19 protein-coding genes are annotated in these 22211 nt (G+C 66.3%); 4 read left to right on the top strand and 15 right to left on the bottom strand.

Annotated elements, in window-relative coordinates; genetic code table 11:
• Window positions 1-1321, bottom strand: a 1321-nt coding sequence (locus tag G3O00_RS25895; RefSeq protein ID WP_206144718.1) for a glycosyltransferase family 4 protein, incomplete at its 3' end; no start/stop codon positions are given.
• Window positions 1322-1407: 86 nt separating this feature from the next.
• Between G3O00_RS25895 and G3O00_RS25890 the strand changes: the two genes are divergently transcribed.
• On the top strand, window positions 1408-2460 hold the full coding sequence (locus G3O00_RS25890; protein WP_206144717.1) for an RNA-guided endonuclease TnpB family protein: 1053 nt from the start codon (window positions 1408-1410) through the stop codon (window positions 2458-2460).
• Window positions 2461-2473: 13 nt separating this feature from the next.
• On the opposite strand, the gene G3O00_RS25885 is transcribed toward G3O00_RS25890, so the two are convergent.
• Together G3O00_RS25885 and G3O00_RS25880 are read right to left on the bottom strand one after the other, a co-directional pair.
• Window positions 2474-3940 (bottom strand): oligosaccharide flippase family protein, encoded by a 1467-nt coding sequence (locus G3O00_RS25885; RefSeq protein ID WP_206144716.1) that lies wholly within the window; start codon window positions 3938-3940, stop codon window positions 2474-2476.
• Between the two features lie 26 nt (window positions 3941-3966).
• Complete coding sequence (locus tag G3O00_RS25880; RefSeq protein ID WP_206144721.1) at window positions 3967-6159, bottom strand: hypothetical protein; 2193 nt, start codon at window positions 6157-6159, stop codon at window positions 3967-3969.
• A gap of 498 nt (window positions 6160-6657) precedes the next feature.
• On the opposite strand from G3O00_RS25880, the gene G3O00_RS25875 reads away from it, so the two are divergent.
• Genes G3O00_RS25875 through G3O00_RS25865 form a run of 3 tightly spaced genes read left to right on the top strand, consistent with a single transcriptional unit; the run spans window position 6658 to window position 9762 of the window.
• Window positions 6658-7722, top strand: a complete 1065-nt coding sequence (locus G3O00_RS25875) for an acyltransferase (protein ID WP_011355709.1) — start codon at window positions 6658-6660, stop codon at window positions 7720-7722.
• A gap of 35 nt (window positions 7723-7757) precedes the next feature.
• Window positions 7758-8804 carry a GDP-mannose 4,6-dehydratase gene (gene gmd / locus G3O00_RS25870; RefSeq protein ID WP_011355710.1) on the top strand — a complete coding sequence of 349 codons (1047 nt, stop codon included), beginning with the start codon at window positions 7758-7760 and terminating at the stop codon, window positions 8802-8804.
• Window positions 8791-9762: an NAD-dependent epimerase/dehydratase family protein gene (locus G3O00_RS25865; RefSeq protein WP_206144715.1), complete on the top strand. Its 972-nt coding sequence runs from the start codon at window positions 8791-8793 to the stop codon at window positions 9760-9762. The genes gmd and G3O00_RS25865 overlap by 14 nt, the downstream gene beginning before the upstream one ends.
• A gap of 110 nt (window positions 9763-9872) precedes the next feature.
• On the opposite strand, the gene G3O00_RS25860 is transcribed toward G3O00_RS25865, so the two are convergent.
• The 12 genes from G3O00_RS25860 to G3O00_RS25805 all read right to left on the bottom strand — a co-directional run.
• Window positions 9873-11063 carry an O-succinylhomoserine sulfhydrylase gene (locus G3O00_RS25860; RefSeq protein WP_175011830.1) on the bottom strand — a complete coding sequence of 397 codons (1191 nt, stop codon included), beginning with the start codon at window positions 11061-11063 and terminating at the stop codon, window positions 9873-9875.
• A 245-nt stretch (window positions 11064-11308) separates the two neighbouring features.
• Window positions 11309-12841 carry an amidophosphoribosyltransferase gene (purF, locus tag G3O00_RS25855; protein ID WP_174930533.1) on the bottom strand — a complete coding sequence of 511 codons (1533 nt, stop codon included), beginning with the start codon at window positions 12839-12841 and terminating at the stop codon, window positions 11309-11311.
• Between the two features lie 51 nt (window positions 12842-12892).
• Window positions 12893-13387 (bottom strand): CvpA family protein, encoded by a 495-nt coding sequence (locus G3O00_RS25850; protein WP_006491262.1) that lies wholly within the window; start codon window positions 13385-13387, stop codon window positions 12893-12895.
• 6 nt (window positions 13388-13393) lie between these two features.
• Window positions 13394-14239 carry an SPOR domain-containing protein gene (locus G3O00_RS25845; protein WP_206144714.1) on the bottom strand — a complete coding sequence of 282 codons (846 nt, stop codon included), beginning with the start codon at window positions 14237-14239 and terminating at the stop codon, window positions 13394-13396.
• 29 nt (window positions 14240-14268) lie between these two features.
• On the bottom strand, window positions 14269-15579 hold the full coding sequence (folC, locus tag G3O00_RS25840; RefSeq protein WP_011355715.1) for a bifunctional tetrahydrofolate synthase/dihydrofolate synthase: 1311 nt from the start codon (window positions 15577-15579) through the stop codon (window positions 14269-14271).
• A gap of 100 nt (window positions 15580-15679) precedes the next feature.
• Window positions 15680-16552 carry an acetyl-CoA carboxylase, carboxyltransferase subunit beta gene (gene accD, locus G3O00_RS25835; RefSeq protein ID WP_011355716.1) on the bottom strand — a complete coding sequence of 291 codons (873 nt, stop codon included), beginning with the start codon at window positions 16550-16552 and terminating at the stop codon, window positions 15680-15682.
• Between the two features lie 64 nt (window positions 16553-16616).
• Complete coding sequence (gene trpA, locus G3O00_RS25830) at window positions 16617-17432, bottom strand: tryptophan synthase subunit alpha (RefSeq protein ID WP_166953649.1); 816 nt, start codon at window positions 17430-17432, stop codon at window positions 16617-16619.
• Between the two features lie 41 nt (window positions 17433-17473).
• Window positions 17474-18325 carry a site-specific DNA-methyltransferase gene (locus G3O00_RS25825; RefSeq protein WP_011355718.1) on the bottom strand — a complete coding sequence of 284 codons (852 nt, stop codon included), beginning with the start codon at window positions 18323-18325 and terminating at the stop codon, window positions 17474-17476.
• Window positions 18326-18334: 9 nt separating this feature from the next.
• Complete coding sequence (gene trpB / locus G3O00_RS25820) at window positions 18335-19528, bottom strand: tryptophan synthase subunit beta (protein WP_011355719.1); 1194 nt, start codon at window positions 19526-19528, stop codon at window positions 18335-18337.
• 54 nt (window positions 19529-19582) lie between these two features.
• A complete protein-coding gene (locus G3O00_RS25815; RefSeq protein WP_206144720.1) occupies window positions 19583-20284 on the bottom strand; it encodes a phosphoribosylanthranilate isomerase in 702 nt (233 codons plus the stop codon).
• A complete protein-coding gene (gene truA / locus G3O00_RS25810; protein WP_206144713.1) occupies window positions 20281-21093 on the bottom strand; it encodes a tRNA pseudouridine(38-40) synthase TruA in 813 nt (270 codons plus the stop codon). Before truA ends, G3O00_RS25815 begins: the two co-directional genes overlap by 4 nt.
• The coding region (locus G3O00_RS25805; RefSeq protein WP_277399313.1) for a FimV/HubP family polar landmark protein at window positions 21093-22211 on the bottom strand (1119 nt) is incomplete at its 5' end. The genes truA and G3O00_RS25805, both read right to left, overlap by 1 nt.

Raw genomic sequence — 22211 nt, 5'->3', positions numbered from 1 at the left:
GTTCGAGCACGAGCGTCGCCGGGCCGCGCGCGGCCGGCATCGGCGCGATGGCCGTACCGCGCTGCGCGGTCGAGCCGGGCAGCGCCGCTTCCACATAGTCGAGAAAGCGTCGTCGGAACGTATCGGCGGAAAACCGCTCCGCGTTCACGCGACAGGCGTTCGGCGTGAAGCGCTGCGGCGCACGCTCGAAATCGTCGACGGCCGCAACGATCGCGTGCGGCGTCTGTTCGTCGAAAAAGAGCCCGGTCGGGTTCAGGTTCGATTGCGGATCGAGCACGGTTTCCAGCGCACCGCCCTTGCCGTACGCGATCACCGGCGTGCCGCACGCCTGCGCCTCGACCACCGATATCCCGAAATCCTCCTCGGCAGCGAACACGAACGCCTTCGCGCGCCGCATCCGGTCGTGCAGCACCGCGAACGGCTGGTAGCCCATGATCTCGACGTTCGGGCCGGCCTTCGCGCGAATCTTCTGCATCTCGGGGCCGTCGCCGATCACGACGAGCTTGCGCTCGGGCGTGCGCGAGAACGCGTCGACGATCAGGTCGATCTTCTTGTACGGCACCATCCGCGACGCGGTCAGGTAGAAATCCTCCTTCTCCGCTTTCAGCGAAAACGCGTCGACGTCGACCGGCGGGAAGATCACCGCCGCGTCGCGGTGGTAGACCTTCTTGATGCGCCGCGCGATGAACGCGGAGTTCGCGACGAAGCCGTCCACCGCGTTCGCGGTGCGCGTGTCCCAGTTGCGGATGTAATGCAGGATCATCCGCGCGAGCAGCGACTTCGGCCCGTGCGTGAGGTTCGACTGTTCCAGATACTGGTGCTGCAGGTCCCACGCGTAGCGGATCGGCGAATGCACGTAGCTGATGTGCACCTGGTCCGGCCCCGTCAGCACGCCCTTCGCGACCGCGTGGCTGCTCGAGATCACCAGGTCGTACTCGGACACGTCGAGCTGCTCGATCGCGAGCGGCATCAGCGGCAGGTAGCTGCGGTACTTGGTGCGCGCGAACGGCAGCTTCTGGATGAACGACGTCGTCACCGGCTTGCCGCGCACGAACGCGCGGTCGTCGAGGAAGTCGACGAGGCTGAACAGATCCGCGTCGGGAAAGCACGCGACGATCTGCTCGAGCACGCGCTCGGCGCCCGCATAGGTGACGAGCCAGTCGTGGACGATCGCCACGCGCAGCGCGCGCGTCGGATGGCGCGCGCTGGCCCGTTCAGCCGGCAGTGCCCGGCGCAGCGCGGTGGCATCGCCGGCTTCGGCCACGGCCGCATCGGCGGTGGCAAGATTCAATACGGCGTGTTCCGCCAGATCGCGATTCATCAGTCGCTCCATGAAACCCTGCCATTGATGGCGGGAAGGAACGGAGTGCCGTTGACAGGCGGCAATCCAACGTTAGAGTGACCGGTATGATTCTTGTCTACCGCTACCGGGTGAAATCGCTCAACGGACTGCTTAACAAGCAGAGCCGTGCGGTGAACTACGTCTGGAACTTCTGCAATGACACGCAAAAGCACGCGCTCAAGTGGCGCAAGAAGTGGCCGACGGGTTTCGACCTGAACGTGCTGACGACCGGTAGCAGCAAGGAACTCGGGATCCACTCGGGCACCGTCAACGCAACGTGCGAGCAATTCGCGAAGTCTCGCAGCCAATACCATCGGCCTTACCTGCGTTATCGCGGCAAGAAATCGCTTGGCTGGGTGCCTCTGAAGGGCCGCGACCTGAAGCGCGAGGGTGACGCGTTTCGCTTTGCCGGCAATACCTTTCGCGTGTTCAACAGTCGCCCGCTTCCCGACGGCAAGATCAAGGACGGAACCAATTTCGCACAGGACGCGCGCGGCAACTGGTTCCTGAATATCGCGATCGAAATGCCCGATGTCCGGGCGCGCCCGATCGGTGCCGGCGTGGGTATCGATCTCGGCCTGAAAGACTTCGCCACACTTTCGACGGGCGAAAGGTTGCCGAACGACCGGTTCGGTCAGCGCGCGGCCGAGAAGCTCGCGAAGGTGCAACGCGCGCGAAAGCACAAGCGGCATATCGCGAAACTGCACGCGAAGGTGGCGAATGCCCGCGCCGATTTCCAGCACAAGCTCGCACTCAATCTGGTGCGACGCTTCGACTACATCGCGGTCGGGAATGTGTCGGCTGCGAAACTCGCCAAAACCAGGATGGCGAAGAGTGTCTACGACGCTGCCTGGTCGTCCTTCCGGGACAAGCTCCGTTACAAGGCGATCGCGCACGGAGTCACATTCGAGGAAGTCGACGAAAGCGGTTCTACCCAGTCCTGTTCGGCGTGCGGATCGAAAGACAGCACAACGCGGCCGAAAGGTATCGCGGGACTGCGAATAAGAGAGTGGGCATGCGGTGACTGTGGTGTCGTACATGATCGTGATACCAACGCTGCTTTGAACATTCTCCGATGCGGACGTGCATCGCCAGGTGTGGGAATCTCCCGCCGTTAGTCGGGGGAGGACGTCAAGCTGTTTTCCTCGCATTGAGACGGACAAACAGGTCGCGCACCAGCGCACGCAACCCCGGCGTCATCGTGAGCGACCACGCGACGTTCAACAGCAGCACGACCGCGCACATGCCGATCGACTCGACGAGCCCCGGCCACGCTTGCGCCAGGAACAGGCTCGCCAGCAGGAACGCGAGGTGCGCGAGCATGTCGAGCACGATCGCGCGCATCCGGATCGCCGACAGGGCCAGCAGCACGCCGTAGTCAACGAGCGCGCGCGCCGCGACGACCACCGCCGCGCCGATCAGCCCGAAGTGATGGATGCCGTACCACAGGCCGCCGACGAAGAACGGCATCTCGACGAGCCCGGCGAACGCCGCGCGGGCCGGGTTGACCTGCGACTGGATCAGGATCCGCGTGACGCTCGCCTGGCCGACGAGCCACACGCTGATCACCAGCACGCGGCCGACCGGCGCCGAATGCGCGGCGAGATCCGGACCGACCCACAGCGTGAGGAACGGCGCGAGCGCGAAGATCGCGACGATGCCGACCGGCGTGAACACCCCGTTCAGGAATTCGAGCGACTGGCGCGCGAGCGTGTCCGCGTGGTCTCGACCGACGGCAGACAGGCGCGGGAACAGCGTGCGCACGAGCGCGTTCGGCAGCATGTTCAGGCGCGTGACGAGGTTCTGCGGCACCGTGTAGTAAGTGACGAACTTTGCACCCATGCCGGCGCCGAGCATCACGCGGTCGAGCGTGTCGGCGATCATGCTCGTCGTGCTCGCGATCAGCATCCAGCCGCCGAAGTTGAACAGCCCTTTCGCGGTGCCCCACTGCGGCGGATCGATGCGCCGGATCCCGAGCACCTTGATGCTGGCGTGGCCAAGCATCACCGCCGCGACCAGGCGCGCGACGACTGCCGCGGCAAGCACCGTCTGCAGGTTCGGCGCGATCCACCACGCGGCGGCGAGCGGCAGCAGCTGGAACAGGAACGTGCCGATCGTCTGGTTCGTGTTGAACACGCCGAAGCGTTCGGCGCCGTTGATCGCGCCGGCGAACACCCACGACACGTTTGCCAGCGGAATCGCGAGCGCGAGCCACGGCAGCGCGAGATACACCTCGTGCTGCATCGCTGCCGACACCTTCGTGAAGTACGCGGTGTAGATGAACGCGCCGAAATAGATCAGCAGCCCGCCCACGATGCCGGTGCCGAGGTTCAGCCAGAACGCGCTCCAGAACACGCTCGCGCTTTCGTCGGCGTTGCCGCTCGCGAGCGCCTTCGAGATGTGGTTTTGCGCGGCCATGCTCATCCCGAGATCGAGGATCCCGAAATAGCCGATCAGCGTCCACACGAGACTGACGACGCCGTAGCGTTCGACGCCGAGCGCGTGGATATAGGCGGGCACCGTCACCAGCGACACGAAGGTCGGCAGGATCAGCCCGATGAAGTTGATCGAAACGTTCTTGAGTATGCCTTTGTCCATGCTTCTGCCTTGTGTGACGTCGCCCGTCACGGTTTCCAGCGATACATCAGCACCTTGCCGCGCGCGTCTTCCTCGACGAACACGAGGTACTCGCCGTTCTCGCGCCGGAACGCGCTGATGCCGAAGGGCACGTCGACCCAGCCGGAGGCCTTGCCGACCTCGGCGCCCGGGCTCATCACGCCCACTTCCTTGCCGGTTTCCTTGTCGTACACGTGGATCTTGCCGACCGGCTCCACCCCGAACAGGTAGCGGCCCTCGACCGTGAGCCCGATCAGGTCGAAGATCGGCTTCGCGTCGAGCTGCCACGGCAGCGCGACCTGGTAGCGCACGACCGGCGAGCCCGTCGACCACTTGTCGAAGCGGATCAGCACGCGGCCCACTTCCTTGTTGATGCCCGGCGCCGGCGGTGCGTCGGCCGTGTAGCCGGTCACGTACAGCGTGTCCGTCTGCGCGTCGTAGATCGAGCGGCGCAGCTGCGTGAACGGCTGCGGCATCGGGTAGGTCGTGACCTTGTCGTACGAGTAGATCGGGTTGCCGGCCTTGTCGACGCCGCCGTAACTGAAGCGGTGGATGCCGCGCACGTCGCTCGTGCGCCAGATGTCGCCCTTCGTGTCGACCCACCAGCCCCAGCCGCCCGCCTTCGCCTTGCCGGTCGTGTTGATCTCGAATTCGTCGGCATCCAGCCGGCCGTTGCCGTTTGCGTCGCGCCACAGCCAGTCGCCGCCCGGCGGCTTGTTCGGCACCTTGTCGACCGGCCGCGCACGCCCTGCGATCAGTCCCGACGGAATCGCGACTTCGCCGTCGCGCTTCGCGTCGAAGCGGTAGATCTTCAGGTGATCGGCGTACATGTCCGTCAGGTACAGGAACGTGCGGCCGTCGAGGCGCCGTGCGAACGGCATGCCGGGATACTGGTCCGTGTGGAACACGGGATCGTCGGGATACTTGAAGCGGTTCGACAGGAAGCCGACGTATTTCCAGTCCTGGCCCGGCGGCTTCGACAAGTCGAGCTCGAAGCGCTTGTTGCCCGTGTACACGCTGTTCGGCCGCGCCGGGTCGAGCCATGCGCCATCGACGAACAGCAGCCCCTGCACCTGCCAGCGCTGCTTGCCGTCCGGCGTATAGCTTTCGAGTACCGCGCCGAGCCCCGCGCCGATCGTGTCGTGGCGCGGCCCGATGCCGTTCATCGACACATAGATGTTGCCCGCGCGGTCGACGCCGACACCCGTCAGCCCGTTGAAACGCTGCGGCCCCGGCCGGCCCGGCACCGGGCCCGCGAAGATGCCGCCGCGCTCGCCGAGCGTGCCCGACTGCGCATAGCCCTTGCCGCCTTTCGAGAAAATCAGGATCTGCTGGCGCGGGCCGTTGTCCGCGACGAGCACGCGCCCTTTCGCGTCGACCGCCACGTCCACCGCGTCGGTGCCTTCCGGCAGCGCGGGCGCGTCGTCGAGCTTGCGGCCATCGGCGCGCACGTGCACCAGGTGCGCGGGCCCGTTGATCGTGTCCGTGAGCAACCACAGCGTGCCGTCGCCCGCGAGCGCGATGCGGCCCGGTTCGTGCGCGCTCCACGTGCCCTTCTGCTGCATCGTTTCCGCGTCGTACACGTCCACCGCGTCGCGCGACGGATTCGTCGCGAACAGCGTCTTGTCGTCGGCCGCGAGGCCGCCGACTTCCGCCTTCTGCTCGCCCACTTCCGAGCGCGCGGGTGCCGCCACCTCGTTCATCATCATGAAGCTCGCGGCCATCCGTGCGCGGCCGGTGTCCGCGCGTCCGCCCGGCGCGACCTGCGGTGCCGCGCGGAACGGCGCGGGCTGCTTCAGGTCGCCGATCGTGCGGCGCGAGATGCCGAACCACTGTTTGCCCTTGTCCGGCCAGATGCCGGGCGATTGCAGGTGGCCGCGCTCGTTGCCGACACCGATCGCGACGTACGCGTACTTGCTGTTCACCGCGATCGCGCTGCCGCCGAGGTTGCCCCAGCCGTGCGTGCCGCCGGCGAAGCCGAGCATCTTCCCGTCCTGGTAGACGCTCGCCTCGGCCCCGCTCTCGTCCCACGGCGCATTCGTATACACCTTGCCTTCAGGCGTCACCGCGATCGCGCGGATGTCGATCTGCGTCCAGCTGCCGTCGCCATAGCCGAACGTGTTGCCGATCCACGACGTCGTCGCGGGCAACACCGTTTCGGCCGGTGCGGCGCTCGTCAGCAGCGTCGCGCATACCGTCATGCCTACCAGAATCAGACGTCGCAATGCGCTTCTCCAGACTTGATGCAACAGCGACCGGCGCCGCCACGGACTGCCGCCGGCGCACCCTGTCGCTAAATAGGTTTCAAACGTCGCGATGCAGGTTACAAGCAAAAATAATCACAAGAAATTTGGAAATATTTGGGGATGTTTCCGCCTGAAATATCGAACCGGAACAGAGGCAAAAAGACGCTCGAAAACGGCAATAACGACCGCCTTTCGAATTCCGACCCGTAGAAAATGCCGCTTTGCGCCGCCTGACGGGGCCGTCCGGGCTCCGACCTTTCACCCCGCGATCGAAATAACCGGCATTTGAATGTTTGTCGTCAGATAAATGACGCGCGTTTTTTTGCCGATTTCTTTTCCCTAGAATCGATTTCGATTCGATATTTCATTTAATGGCATGCATTACGTTCACGTTTACGCATCGGATGGGCGACACGCCCCGGCTCACGCCGCGCGTCGCGAAGGAGCGGCGCGATGACGGGCATCTCGCGACCCGCGGACCTCACCCCGCCGCAACACGGCCGCATCGTGCAGCTCGACGGGCTGCGCGCGATCGCAGTGGGCGCCGTGTTCCTGCAGCACGCGCTGAAGGCGCCGCTCTGGATGGGCGTCGACCTGTTCTTCGTGTTGAGCGGGCTGCTGATCACCGGCATCCTGCTCGATCGCAAGGCGCGCGGGCAGTCGTACTTCAGCCACTTCTACGCCCGCCGCGTGCGTCGCATCCTGCCGCCGTACGTGCTGCTGCTGGTGGTGTCGACGCTCCTGTTCGGCGCGAGCTGGCTGCCGCACTGGCCGTGGTTCGCGTTCTTCTCGACCAATATCGGGCTGTCGCTCGGCAGCATCGGCCATGACAGCCTGAACGTGCTGTGGTCGCTCGCGGTCGAGGAGCAGTTCTATATCTTCTGGCCGTTCGTCGTGCTGTGGTGCTCGGAGCGCGCACTGCTGTGGGTCGCCGCCGCGCTGGTCGTCGCGGCCCCCGTGCTGCGCGCGATCGCGACGCCGTGGTTCGACTCGTTCTGGCCGATCTACTACCTGACGCCGTTCCGGATGGACCTGCTCGCCGCGGGCGCGCTGCTCGCGATCGTGCTGCGCCGCGACCGGCGCGCGCTGGAGCCGTTCTATCCGCTCGCGATCGTCGGCGCGCTCGTGTCGCTCGCGATCCTCGGCTGGCTGCACCTGTCGTTCCCGCGCTTTCGCGCCGCGAACACGCCGCTGTCGAATGCGGCGCTCTACAGCATCTCGCTGCTGCTGTGCACGTCGATCGTCGTGATCGCCCTGCGCGGCCGCGGGATCGTGCAGCGCGTGCTGACGAACCCGATGCTCGTCTACGTCGGCACCGTCAGCTACACCGTGTACCTGATCCACCTCAGCGTGCTGTACGCGCTGTGGCCGCTGCACCTGAACCGCTTCGTCACGGCCGCGCTGGCACTCGCGATCACGCTCGCGTACGCGACCTTGAGCTGGTACGGCTTCGAACGGCGCCTGACGCGCGGCCCCGCACGTCGCGCGCTGCCGGCCGCCGCCAGCACGACCGCCTGAATTTCCTCATCCATCGTTTCTATCAGGACAACGTCATGAGCCAAACTCGCAAGAAGGCCATCATCACCGGGATCTCGGGGCAAGACGGCGCCTACCTGACCAAGCTGCTGCTCGACAAGGGCTACGAGGTCACCGGCACCTACCGCCGCACCAGCTCGGTGAATTTCTGGCGCATCGCCGAGCTCGGCGTCGACACGCACCCGAACCTCACGCTCGTCGAACACGACCTGACCGACGCCGGCTCGAGCCTGCGCCTGCTCGAACGCACGCAGCCCGACGAGCTGTACAACCTCGCCGCGCAGAGCTTCGTCGGCGTGTCGTTCGACCAGCCGGCGACGACCGCCGAAGTGACGGGCCTGGGCCCGCTGAACCTGCTCGAGGCGATCCGCGTCGTGAGCCCGAAGACGCGCTTCTACCAGGCGTCGACCTCCGAGATGTTCGGCAAGGTGCAGTCGATTCCGCAGACGGAAGCGACCTCGTTCTATCCGCGCAGCCCGTACGGCGTCGCGAAGCTGTACGCGCACTGGATGACGGTGAACTACCGTGAGTCGTACGGCCTGTTCGGCAGCAGCGGCATCCTGTTCAACCATGAATCGCCGCTGCGCGGCCGCGAGTTCGTCACGCGCAAGATCACCGACACCATCGCGAAGATCAAGCTCGGCAAGGCGACCCGCCTCGAGCTCGGCAACCTCGACGCGAAGCGCGACTGGGGCTTTGCGCTCGAGTACGTCGAAGGCATGTGGCGCATGCTGCAGGCCGACGAACCCGACACCTACGTGCTGGCGACCAACCGCACCGAGACCGTGCGCGATTTCGTGCGGATGGCGTTCGCGGCGGCCGGCTACCAGATCGAATGGACCGGCAAGGGCGAGCAGGAGCGCGGCCTCGACGCATCGAACGGCAACGTGCTCGTGGAAGTGAACCCGAAGTTCTACCGCCCTGCCGAAGTCGACCTGCTGATCGGCTGCGCCGACAAGGCAAAAAGCAAACTCGGCTGGGAACCGAAGACGACGCTCGAACAACTTTGCCAGATGATGGTCGAAGCGGATTTGACGCGGAATCAACACCATGACACGTTCTGAAGCCGGACGCCCGTCGCGCCGTGCTTTCGTCACGGGCCTGACGGGTTTCACGGGCCGCTACATGGCCGAGCGCCTGCACGCGGCCGGCTATGAGGTCTGGGGTACGGTCGCGCCCGGCACGGCACAACCGGACGATCCAGCCTTCGCGCACTGCACGCTGCTGCCCGTCGACCTGCTCGACGCAGATGCGATGCGTGCAGCGGCCGCCGACGCGCGGCCCGATGCGGTCGTGCATCTCGCCGCCCGCGCGCACGTCGCGCAGGACGAACCGTCGCAAACCTACGCGGTCAACATCGTCGGCACACGTAATCTGCTGGCCGCGCTCGCCGGCCTCGACCGCCGCCCGTCGGCCGTGCTGCTCGCCAGCAGCGCAAACATCTACGGCAATTCGACGGCCGGCGTGCTCGACGAAACCGTTGCCCCTGCCCCGGCGAACGACTACGCGGTCAGCAAGCTCGCGATGGAATACGCGGCGAAGCTGTGGGTCGACCGGCTGCCGATCGTGATCGCGCGGCCGTTCAACTACACGGGCGTCGGCCAGAGCGATGCGTACCTGCTGCCGAAGCTCGTCGCGCACTACGCGCGCAACGCACCGCGCATTTCGCTCGGCAATCTCGACGTGAGCCGCGATTTCTCCGACGTGCGCGACGTGACGGCCGCGTACCTGAAGCTGGTCGAAGCCGCGCCGGCCGGTGAAACGTTCAACGTCTGCTCGGAGCGCGCGTATTCGCTGAAGGAAGTGCTGGCGATGCTGTCGCGCATCGCCGGTTACGTGATCGACGTGACGGTCGATCCGCGTTTCGTGCGGCACAACGAGGTGAAGAGCCTGAGCGGGTCGCGCGACAAGCTGCGGCGCGCGGTGGGCGAGCTGCCCGTCACGCCGCTCGACGAAACGCTGCGATGGATGGTGGAGGCGATGCGCGACGACGCGCACGCGGGCGAGCATCGCGCCGGGTAAGCCAGGACGATTCGCATCGACACAAAAACGAAGGGCCGTTCGCTCAAGCGAACGGCCCTTCGTCCATTTGTCACGTCAAATCACGTCACGACACGCGTGACCTGCCCTGCTCAGCCTTCGAGGCCGCGCGCGAGATCCTTGCGCAGGTCGCCCGCGTCTTCGAGGCCGACCGACAACCGGATCAGCCCTTCGCTGATCCCCGCTGCCGCACGCGCTTCCGGCGTGATGCGGCCGTGCGTGGTCGTCGCCGGATGGGTGATCGTCGACCGCGTGTCGCCGAGGTTGCCGGTGATCGAGATCAGCTTCGTGTTGTCGATCACGCGCCACGCATTCGCGCGCTGCTGCTCAGGCGTATCGCCCTTCAGCTCGAACGACAGGATCGATCCGCCCGCCTTTTGCTGACGCTTCGCGAGTTCGTGCTGCGGGTGCGATTCAAGGCCCGGATGAAACACGCGGGCAACGGCCGGATGTGAATCGAGCCAGCGCGCGATCTCCAGCGCGTTCGCTGACTGCTTCTCGACGCGCAGCGACAGCGTCTCCATCCCCTTCAGCAGCACCCACGCGTTGAACGCCGACAGCGTCGGGCCCGCGCTGCGCACGAACGGGAACACCTTGCCCATGATGAACTCTTTCGAGCCGACCAGCGCGCCGCCGAGCACGCGCCCCTGGCCGTCGAGGAATTTCGTCGCCGAGTGCATCACGACATCCGCGCCGAGCTTCAGCGGCTGCTGCAGCACCGGGCTGCAGAAACAGTTGTCGACGACGAACAGTGCGTTCGATGCCTTCGCGATCTTGCTGATCGCCTCGATGTCGGCGAGTTCGGTCAGCGGGTTCGACGGTGTCTCGAGGAAGAACATCTTCGTTTCCGGCCGCACGGCTTCCTTCCATGCATTCAGGTCGGTCGGGTCGACGAAGGTCGTCGTGATGCCGAACTTGCTGAAGATCTGCGAGAACATCCCGAGCGTCGAGCCGAACAGGCTGCGCGAGCTGACGAGGTGGTCGCCGGCCTGCAGCGCGGCCATCACGACCGACATGATCGCGGCCATCCCCGACGCCGTCGCGATGCACGCCTCGCCGCCCTCGAGCGCCGCGAGACGCTCCTGGAACATGGTGACGGTCGGGTTCGTGAAGCGCGAATAGGTGAAGTAGTCTTCCGAATTCGCGAAGCGCTCGGCCGCGTCGGCCGCGCTCTGGAAGCAGAAGCTCGACGTGAGGAACAGCGCTTCCGAATGCTCGTTGAAGTCGCTGCGCAGCGTGCCTGCGCGCACGGCAAGCGTGTCGAAGTTGAGGGAGTCGTCCATGTTCCGTTTTCCGTATTCGATGGCCGCGCGCGTGGCGCGAACCCAGTCAAAACCAGGCCAAAACAAAAAGCCCGCTATGCGTCGGCATCAGCGGGCTTCGGTGCGGTACGACAGCGATCGACTCGGGCCGGTTGCCACCGGCCTTCGCTTTAGCTGTTTTGGGAAGTCGCCCCGCGTCCGCAAGCTGATATCAAATCGACGCAAGGCCACATCCTATCACGCCTCGTCAAAAGCGTGCGCCGGTGTCACTCGACCGACAACTGCAGGTTCATCTGCGAGCGTTCGGTGTCGCCAGCCGTGTCGCGATCGGCCTGCGATGCCGGCGTGAGGCGCGCGCGCTCGATCGCATCGAGATACTCGGGCGTCACGTCGCCGGTGATGTAGTTGCCGTCGAAGCACGACGCCTCGAAGCGTTCGAGCTTCGGGTTGATGTCGCGCACCGCGCGGCGCAGGTCGTCGACGTCCTGGTAGATCAGGTGATCGGCGCCGATGATCTTCGCGACGTCTTCGTCGGTACGGCCATGCGCAACCAGCTCGCCGCGCGTCGGCATGTCGATGCCGTACACGTTCGGGAACTTCACGGGCGGCGCGGCCGATGCGAAGATCACCGACTTCGCGCCCGCATCGCGCGCCATCTGCACGATTTCATGCGAGGTCGTGCCGCGCACGATCGAATCGTCGACGATCAGCACGTTCTTGTCCTTGAACTCGATGCTCATCGCATTGAGCTTCTGGCGCACCGACTTCTTGCGCACGGCCTGGCCCGGCATGATGAACGTGCGGCCGACATAGCGGTTCTTGAAGAAGCCTTCGCGGTACTCGACGCCGAGCTTCGCGGCGACCTGCATCGCAGCCGGGCGCGACGAATCGGGAATCGGCATCACGACGTCGATCGGCACGTTCGGCAGCTCGCGCTTGATCTTCTCGGCGAGATAGTCGCCCATGCGCAGACGCACGTTGTAGACGGGCACGCCGTCGAGGCACGAATCCGGACGCGCGAGGTACACGTATTCGAACATGCACGGATTCAGCGTCGGCTGCTCCGCGCACTGCTGGCTGTGGAAGTTGCCGGCCGGGTCGATGAAGATCGCTTCGCCCGGTTGCACGTCGCGGACGAATTCGAAACCGATGCCTTCGACGGCCACCGACTCCGATGCGACCATCCACTCGGTGCCGTGCTCGGTCTCGAGCTTGCCGATGCACAGCGGGCGGATGCCGAACGGATCGCGGAACGCGAGCAGGCCGTAGCCGGCGATCAGCGACACGATCGCGTACGAGCCCTGCAGGCGGCGATGCACGCCCGCGACGGCCTTGAACACCGACGCCGGGTCGAGCTCGAGGCCCGTGGTCGACAGTTGCAGCTCGTGCGCGAACACGTTGAGCAGCACTTCGCTGTCGGAATTGGTGTTGAGGTGCCGGCGGTCGATCCGGAACATCTCGTCTTTCAGTTGCTTCCAGTTCGTCAGGTTGCCGTTGTGCGCGAGGATGATCCCGAACGGCGCGTTCACGTAGAACGGTTGTGCCTCGGCTTCGCTCGACGCCGAGCCGGCGGTCGGGTAGCGCACCTGGCCGATCCCGTAGGTGCCGGGCAGGCTGCGCATGTTGCGCGTGCGGAACACGTCGCGCACCATGCCGTTCGCCTTGTACATGTGGAAATTGCTGCCGTCCGCCGTCGCGATGCCCGCCGCGTCCTGACCGCGATGCTGCAGCAGCAGCAGGCTGTCATAGATCAGCTGATTGACCGGGGATTGGGAGATAACGCCTACGATGCCGCACATGGCATGTCCTTCAGAATGACAAAATCGGTTCCGTCCTGCCCGGCCGCGTCGTCACACGCGTACGTACTGGGCCATGCCGTCGGGCAGGAGCTGCTTCAGCTCATGCACGCCCTGCTCGGCGAAAGGACGCAATAGCGCATTGCGCCAGAAATCCTGTTTGGGCAATTCGGTCAGCCCGGCCGCCGCGACCAGCAGCACGACCAGCACGCAGCCGCGGACGAGCCCGAACATCATGCCCAGCGAGCGGTCGACGCCGCCCAGGCCACTCGCCTGCGCGATCCGCGACAGCAGCGCGTTCGCGACACCGGCGACCAGCACCACGCCGATCACGACCAACGCGAAGGCGATCACCCACTGCGTCAGCGCGCCGCCCGGCCAGTTCGCCGGGATATACGGCACGACCAGTCCGACGTAGCGGCCCGCGATCACGATCGCCGCGATCCAGCCGATCAGCCCGAAAATCTCGGATACGAAGCCGCGCCACGCACCGCGTAGCGCCGACAACACGATCACCGCCAATACAGCGTAGTCGAAAGCCGTCAGCATCGTGCGTTACTGCGTCAGACCGGCTTCGCGCACCTTCGCGATCGCGGCGGAAGCCGCCGCACGATCCGCGAACGGGCCCGCACGCAACAGTGTAGCCGTGCTGCCGTCCGCCTGCTTGCGATGCTCGACATATGCGGGCACGCCCGCCGATTTCAATTTGGTGGCCCACGAACGGGCCGTCGCGTCGTCCTTGAACGAACCGAGCTGCACCGCGAAACGCGCACCGGCCGGCGACGACGGCGACGAAGCATCGCTGCTGTCCGGGCTGGCGGCGTCGGTATTCGCGACGGCCGCGGGCGCGGGTGCAGGCTTCGGCGCGGCCGGCTTCGCCACGGGGGCAGCCGGTTTCGGCGCGGGCTTCGGCGGCGTCACGCTCGCCGTGGTCGTGGTATCGGGCTTCGCGGCCGGCTTGTCGGCATCCTTCGGCGCGGGCGCCGCTGCAGCCGCCACGGCCACATCGGATGCCGGCGGCTCGTCGTGCGCGACGCCCGCCTGTACGTCGGAGGCGTCATCGTCGCGCGGCGCGACCGCCTGGTGCGCGGGCCGGTTCGGAATGTCGATTGCGATATCGTCCGTGACCGGCTTCGGGTGCGAATCGAGCACCATCGGCAGCACGATCACGGCTGCGACGACGAGCGCGATCGCGCCGACGAGGCGACGGCGTGCGCGTTGCTTTTCTGGAAGGGTCGGATCGAGGAGCAGTGCGTCCGATTCCGGACGCTCGGTGCGGCGCGAGCGTCGCTCGACGCGTTCAGTGGTGCGCTCCGTGCGCACGTTCCGGGAGGTCCCGGTGCGACCGCCGCGCCGCGGGGGCGCGTCGTCGTCTTTCTTGCCGAACGAGAAAATTCCCATGAATGGCTGAGTCCGAAACTGCCCGTCAGTCAGTGTTGCTGCGATTTACGGTAGGCCAGCACGCCGGCAACCGTATGGAAACTGCCGAAAACAACGATTCTATCATTCTCGGATGCTCTTTTTAGTGCATCGCGAAACGCTTCGGCAGGCGACGCGTAACGCGTGACGCTCGAATCGGGCCCCTCCTCCACGCCGGCCTTGCGCAGCGCGGCTTCGAGCTGCTCCGCGGAGGCCGCGCGCGGCAGCGGCAGGTCGGTCACGCACCAGTGGTCGATCTCGCCTTTGAGGTGCTGCAGCACGCCGTCGATGTCCTTGTCGTGCATCGCGCCGAACACCGCGTACGTGTACGGGAAGAAGCCCATGTTGCCGAGGTTCTGCTCGAGCACGGCCGATGCATGCGGGTTGTGCGCGACGTCGAGCACGATCGCCGGCTTGCCGGGCAGCACCTGGAAGCGCCCCGGCAGTTCGACGTTCGCGAGGCCCAGCCGGATGTCCTGCGCAGACACCGGCAGCACCGGGCGCAGCGCTTCGAGCGCGGCGAGCGCGGCCGATGCATTGATCAGCTGATTCGCCCCGCGCAGCGCCGGATACGCAAGCGCCGGATAGCGCTTCTCGCGACCGAGGTAGCTCCACTGCTGGCGCTCCGCGCCTGCCTGCGCCTCGTAACGGAAATCGCGGCCGACGAGCCACAGGTCCGCGCCGACCGCTTCTGCGTGGTCGATCAGCGTTTGCGGCGCGGCCGGATCGCCGCAGATCGCCGGCTTGCCGGAGCGGAAGATCCCGGCCTTCTCGAACGCGATCTTCTCGCGCGTGTCGCCGAGGTATTCGGTGTGGTCGATGTCGATGCTCGTGACGATCGCGCAATCGGTATCGATGATGTTGACCGCATCGAGCCGGCCGCCGAGGCCGACTTCGAGGATCACCGCGTCGAGCCCGCGCGACGCGAACAGGTGCAGGATCGCGAGCGTCGTGAATTCGAAGTACGTGAGCGACACCGGCTCGGGCAGCGACGTGCGCGCGGCTTCGACGGCCTCGAAGTGCGGCAGCAGCTCGTCATCGGTGACGTTCTGCCCGTTCACGCGGGCGCGCTCGTTGAATTCGAGCAGGTGCGGCGACGTGTGGCAACCGACCTTGTAACCGGCGCGCACGAGGATCGTCTCGAGGAACGCACAGGTCGAGCCCTTGCCGTTCGTGCCGCCGACGGTGATGACGGGGCACGCGAATTCGAGCTGCAGCGCCGCCTTGACCTGCCCGATGCGGGTCAGGCCCATGTCGATGCCGACCGGGTGCGCGCGTTCGAGATGCGAAAGCCACGCGTCGAGAGTGGGAAAAGTGCTCATCGGTTCAAATCTGGATCGGGATCGCCACTACGCCAAAAAACGAAGCGCGCCGCCTGGCGCTGAAACCAGGCGACGCGCAGTGTTCACCATCTTGCGCCGGTCAAGCCAGCGCGTCGGCCGGCTGTCGCTGCAGCAGCGCGAGCAGCTGTGCGATCTCGTCGCGCAGCTTGCGGCGGTCGACGATCATGTCGATCGCGCCCGTCTTCAGCAGGAATTCGGCGCGCTGGAAGCCTTCCGGCAGCTTCTCGCGAACGGTCTGCTCGATCACGCGCGGGCCGGCGAAGCCGATCAGCGCCTTCGGTTCGGCGATCACGACGTCGCCGAGGAACGCAAAGCTCGCCGACACGCCACCCATCGTCGGGTCGGTCAGCACCGAGATGAACGGCAGCTTCGCTTCGGCCAGCTTGGTCAGCATCGCGGTGGTTTTCGCCATCTGCATCAGCGACAGCAGGCTTTCCTGCATCCGCGCGCCGCCCGAAGCGGTGAAGCAGATGAACGGCACTTGCTGTTCCAGCGCGTTCTGCGCGCCGCGTGCGAAGCGCTCGCCGACTACCGAGCCCATCGAGCCGCCCATGAACGAGAACTCGAAGCAGGCCGCGACCACCGGCAGCGTGTGGATCGCGCCGCCCATCACGACCATCGCGTCGGTTTCGCCCGTGTCGTCCATCGCTTCCTTCAGACGATCGGGGTACTTGCGGCTGTCCTTGAACTTCAGCGTGTCGACCGGCACGATTTCCTGGCCGATCTCGTAGCGGCCTTCCGGATCGAGCAGCCCGTCGAGGCGCTCACGCGCACCGATGCGCATGTGGTGATCGCACTTCGGGCACACGTGCAGGTTCGCGTCGACGTCGTTGCGGTACAGCACGGCCTCGCAGGACGGGCACTTGACCCACAGGCCTTCCGGAATGCCCTTGCGGCTTTTCGGGTCGGTCTGTTTGATCTTCGGCGGCAACAGTTTGTCGAGCCAGCTCATCGTATGGTTTCCTGTTCCGTGGCGGGGCGGGCCGCATGGCCCGTTCCCGCTTCCTGTGTTGTGTTTATCGCGCCGTCTTGCCCGCGCCGTCCAGGGCGGCACGCAGCTCGGCAATGAAAGTCTTCAGCGCGGCGGCGGCACCCTCCGGCGCAGCGCTTTCGAGCAGCTGCACGAGGCGGCTGCCGATCACGACGGCGTCCGACACTTCGGCCACCGCGCGCGCCGTTTCGGCGTCGCGGATACCGAAGCCGACGCCAACCGGAACCGGCACGCGCGACTTGATGGCCGGGATTTTACCCGCAATGCTCGAAACATCCAGATTTCCTGCGCCGGTCACGCCCTTGAGCGACACGTAATACACGTAGCCGCTCGCGATCTTGCCGACGTCGGCGATGCGTTCGTCGGTCGACGTGGGCGCGAGCAGGAAGATCGGATCGATCTGCGCGGCACGCATTTTCTCGGCGAACACGCCCGCCTCTTCCGGCGGATAGTCGACGACGAGCACGCCGTCGACCCCGGCCGCCTGGGCTTCGGCCGCGAACGTGTCGACACCCATCCGCTCGATCGGGTTCGCATAGCCCATCAGCACGACGGGGGTTTTGGGGTCGGTTTCGCGAAAACGCTTCACGTCGGCGAGCACGCTCTTGAGCGTGACGCCGCGCGCGAGTGCGCGTTCCGACGAGCGCTGGATCACGGGGCCGTCGGCCATCGGGTCCGAGAACGGCACGCCGAGTTCGATCACGTCCGCGCCGCCTTCGGCGAGCGCGTGCATGAATTCGACGGTCTTGGCCGGATCGGGGTCGCCGGCCGTGATGAACGGGATCAGGCCCTTACGGCCTTGTTCGGCGAGCGCGGCGAAGGTCTGCTGAATACGGGACATGGCAATTTTCCTAGATGCGTTCGGCGATGCGGCGGCGCGATTCACGCGCACGCCGGCGCAGCGAGCGCGTTCACGCGCTCGTGCGCGATCGCACAATAGCTTTCGTTGATCTCGTAGCCGACGAAGTCGCGCCCCTGCCGTGCGCAGGCCACCGCGGTCGTGCCGCTGCCCATGAACGGATCGAGCACGCGGCCGCCCGGCGGGCAGCTTGCGAGCACCATCCGCTCGATGATTTCCAGCGGCTTCTGGGTCGGATGATCGACGCGCTCCGCGTGCTGCCGGTGCAGGCGCGAGACCGACCAGACGTCCTTCGGGTTGTAGCCCATCTCCAGCCACTTGCTGCCTTCGAACAGCTTGCGCGAGCGGGCCTTCTTCGTGTCGGCGTCGTACGGGATGCGGACCGGATCGAGATCGAAGTAATACGCTTTGGAAACCGCGAAAAAGCCGATGTTGTCGTGCACCGACGTAAAACGGCGCGTCGTGCCGCCCATGCTCGGCACGCGCCGGTCCCAGATGATCTCGTTGACCATCGTGAGCTGCGTCTTCAGGAAACTGAAGATTTCCGGCGCGTACTGCCACGTGCAGAAGATGTACATCGACCCGCTCGGCTTCAGCTTCGGAATCGCGAGCTCGAGCCACTCGCGCGTCCACGCGAGAAAGTCGTCGCCAGAACGCTTGTCCGAGTCGTTGCCGTAGTCCTTGCCGAGCCCGTACGGCGGATCGGCGACGATCAGGTCGATCGACGCGTCCGGCAGGTGCGCGGCATGGGTCAGAAAATCGCGGTTATGCAGTTCGATACCGGACGGCAGCGCGCGCGGCACGGCAGCGGCGGGCTGAACCGCCCCCGCCTCGCTTGCGGCACCGCCGCCCGGTTCTTCGATCAGGTCACGCATCGGTCGGGGTCAGAGTTCGATGCCCGATCGCTCGGCGACCGTGTGCATGTCCTTGTCGCCGCGGCCCGACAGGTTGACGAGCAGGATCTTGTCCTTCGGCAACGTCGGCGCGAGCTTCACGCCATACGCGATCGCGTGGCTCGACTCGAGCGCGGGAATGATCCCCTCGATCCGGCAGCAGTCGTGGAACGCCTTCAGCGCTTCCTCGTCGGTGATGCCGACGTACTGCGCACGTCCGCTGTCCTTCAGCCACGCGTGCTCGGGGCCGACGCCCGGATAGTCGAGGCCCGCCGACACCGAATGCGTCTCGATGATCTGGCCGTTGTCGTCCTGCAGCAGGTAGGTACGGTTGCCGTGCAGCACGCCCGGGCTGCCGGCGATCAGCGACGCCGCGTGATGGCCCGTGTCGAGGCCGTCGCCGGCTGCTTCGACGCCGATCAGCTGCACCGAGGTGTCGTCGATGTACGGATAGAAGATGCCCATCGCGTTCGAGCCGCCGCCCACGCAGGCGATCACGGCGTCAGGCTGCCGACCGGTCATTTCCGGCATCTGCACCTTGCACTCGTCGCCGATCACGCGCTGGAAGTCGCGCACCATCATCGGGTACGGGTGCGGGCCCGCGACCGTGCCGATGATGTAGAACGTGTTCTCGATGTTCGTGACCCAGTCGCGCATCGCTTCGTTCAGCGCGTCCTTCAGCGTGCGCGAACCCGATTCGACCGGCACGACCGTCGCGCCGAGCAGCTTCATCCGGTAGACGTTCGCGGCCTGGCGGCGCACGTCTTCCGAACCCATGTAGACGACGCACTCCATCCCGAAGCGCGCGCAGATCGTCGCGGTCGCGACGCCGTGCTGGCCGGCGCCCGTCTCGGCGATCACGCGCTTCTTGCCCATGCGCTTCGCGAGCAGCGCCTGGCCGATCACGTTGTTGATCTTGTGCGCGCCGGTGTGGTTCAGGTCTTCGCGCTTCAGGTAGATCTGCGCGCCGCCGAGCGTCTCGCTCCAGCGCTGCGCGTGATAGATCGGCGACGGGCGGCCGACGAAATGCTTCAGCTCGCGCTCGAATTCGGCGACGAAATCGGGATCGTTCTGGAATTTTTCATACGCCGCGCGCAGTTCGTCCAGCGCGTGAATCAGCGTCTCGGCGACAAACGTGCCGCCATACGGGCCGAAGTGGCCGCGATCATCAGGAAGGTTGTACATGGTGTCTCTCTCGATCGGTCGGCGCGCCCCGCTTTCGGGGCCGCACCGCTTGCATCACCCGGCGTCCGCTTCGCGCACCGCGCGTACGAACGCCGCCATCCGGGCGTGATCCTTCACGCCCTTCGCGCCCTCCACTTCGATGCCACTCGAGACATCGACAGCAAACGGGCGCAACTGGCGAATCGCATCACCGACGTTTTGCGCGCTCAAGCCACCACTCAAAACGGCCCGATGCGCGAGCTCTGCGGGAATAAGAGACCAATCGAAGACCTTGCCGCTACCACCGTAATCCGGCACCAGGGTGTCGAACAGGAGGCCGCGCGCTTTCGAATAATGAAGACCCGATTCTACCAAATCGGCCGATTGCGTCGAGGGGCCCACGCGCACCGCGCGCAGCCACGGCAGGCGCGCCGCGCGGCCGAGCGCGTCGCACTGTTCGGGTGTCTCGTCGCCATGGAACTGCAGCAGCGTGAGCGGCACGTCGCGCACGACGGCCTCGATCTCGGCCTCGGACGCGTTCACGAACAGCCCGACCACCGACACGAACGGCGGTGCGAGACGCGCCAGCTCGGCCGCCTGCGCGATCGATACCGCGCGCGGGCTCTTCGGGTAGAACACGAGGCCGATCGCATCGGCGCCGAGCGCGGCCGCGTGCAGCACGTCCTCGGGGCGCGACAGCCCGCACAGCTTGATGCGCGTGCGCGGCGGCAGGCCAGTCGCGGCGGGAGTCGAGGGAGACACGGCGTGATCCGTCATGATTGCGGGTCCAGATCGGCCCAGACGCTGCTCCACGGCACACTGCCGAGCTGCGCGGGCGGGACGGCGAATTCCGCCGGGTAGCCGACGTGGGCGAGATACAGCCCGTCGGCCATGAACGTGGGCGCCGCAAGATTGCGGTCGCGCCCGGCCAGCACGTCGGCGAGCCAGTCGGCCGGATAGCGGCCTCGACCGACCGCGACGAGGCAGCCCATCAGGTTGCGCACCATGTGGTGCAGGAACGCGTTGGCGCGGAACCGGAAATGAACGAAATGGCCCGCGCGCCGCACGTCGATCTGGTACAGGTGTTTGACCGGCGTCTTCGACTGGCATTCCGACGACCGGAACGACGAGAAATCGTGTTCGCCGATCAGGTGCGCGGCGGCGGCGCGCATCGCGTCGTCGTCGAGCGGCGTATGGATCCAGCCCGCACGCCCCGCCAGCATCGGCGAGCGCACGGGATGCACATACAGCGCGTAGTAATAGGTACGCTCGAACGCCGAGAAACGCGCGTGGAACGTGTCCGGCATCGGCTTCGCCCATTGCACTGCCACGGTCGACGGCAGGAACGCGTTGGTGCCGCGCACCCACGAGAAAACCTCACGATCGAGGTCGGTATCGAAGTGCACGACCTGCCCGAGCCCGTGCACGCCCGTGTCGGTCCGCCCGGCCACCGTCGTATGCAGCGGCACGCGCGCGAACTCGGCCAGCGCGTGCTCGAGCCGATCCTGCACGGTCTTGCCGTGCGGCTGCGCCTGCCAGCCGCAAAACGCCGCGCCGTCGTACTGAATGCCGAGCGCGATCCGCATCACGCCTCGTCCGCCAGCTTCGCGAGCAGCGCGCGCGCATCGTCGCGCGTCGCGACGTCGTTCGCATCGACCACTTCCTGCAGCAGCGTCCGCGCACCGGACAGGTCGCCCAGCTCGACGTACTCGGACGCGAGGTCGAGCTTGTTGCGCGCGATGCGGGCGAGCTCGTCCGGCGTCAGTGCCGGCAACACGGCACCCGGCGCGGACGGCAGGTCGAGATCGAAATCCAGCTTCAGCGCACCGAACTGCGCGCCGCCGAGCGGTGGCAGCGACGACGTCGCGAACGGGCTGCCCGCGTGGCTCGCGGGCATCGCGGCGTCCGGATCCCAATCGAACTCGTCATCCTGGTTGGCCGGATGTTCCGGGGCCGGATCGATCGAGCCAATCGGCAGGCGCTGAGCGGCTTGACCGTTAGTTGCGATTTTATGGGTGTCGGACTGCCCTGCCTGCGCAGCCGGCTCGTCCGCCGCCAGCGACGGCTCGTCCGGCGTGCGCGGCGGCAGCGGCATGTCGAGGCTGTTGAGTGCGCTGATCGCGTTCTGCATTAGCGTCGCGTGCTGCGCTTCGGTGGCCGCGGGTGCGGCCGGTGTCTCGACACGCGTCTCTGCCGGCGTCGCTACCCGTGTCTCCGCCGACGTGTCGATCGGCGTCTCGGCCGACTTTTCGGTCTGCGTTTCGGCCGCGACCTTCTCGATCGGCTCAGCATCGAGCGAAACTGGAGCCGCCTCGCTCACGGGCGGCACTACCGCGTGTGCGGCCGGCAATTCGGGTTGCGCGACATGCAGCTTCTCGCCTTCCGTTGCGGCCGACACATCCGTATCCGGCGTCTGAGGCGTCTCGATCGGTTCCGCCGCTGCGGCAGTCACCGCGGCAAGGCTCAAGTCGGAAGCGGCATCACGCGCGACCGGCATCTCGGGCCGAATCGGCAGTTCAGGTTCGACAGAAGGCGCGGCTTCGGCTTGCGCCGTAGCAGCCGCAGCCGTGACACCGCCTGCTGCCGTACCGGTAGCCGCCGTGTCCGTACCCGCATCGTCCGTGCGCCGGCTCTTCCTGCGCTTGCGCCACGCGAAACCTGCCGCGAGGACGAGCACGGCCGCACCGGCCACCGCGGCCGGACA

This window comes from Burkholderia sp. Ac-20384 (assembly GCF_017104605.1).
Lineage (GTDB): Bacteria > Pseudomonadota > Gammaproteobacteria > Burkholderiales > Burkholderiaceae > Burkholderia > Burkholderia lata.
This window is presented reverse-complemented; position numbering and strand designations above follow the sequence as displayed.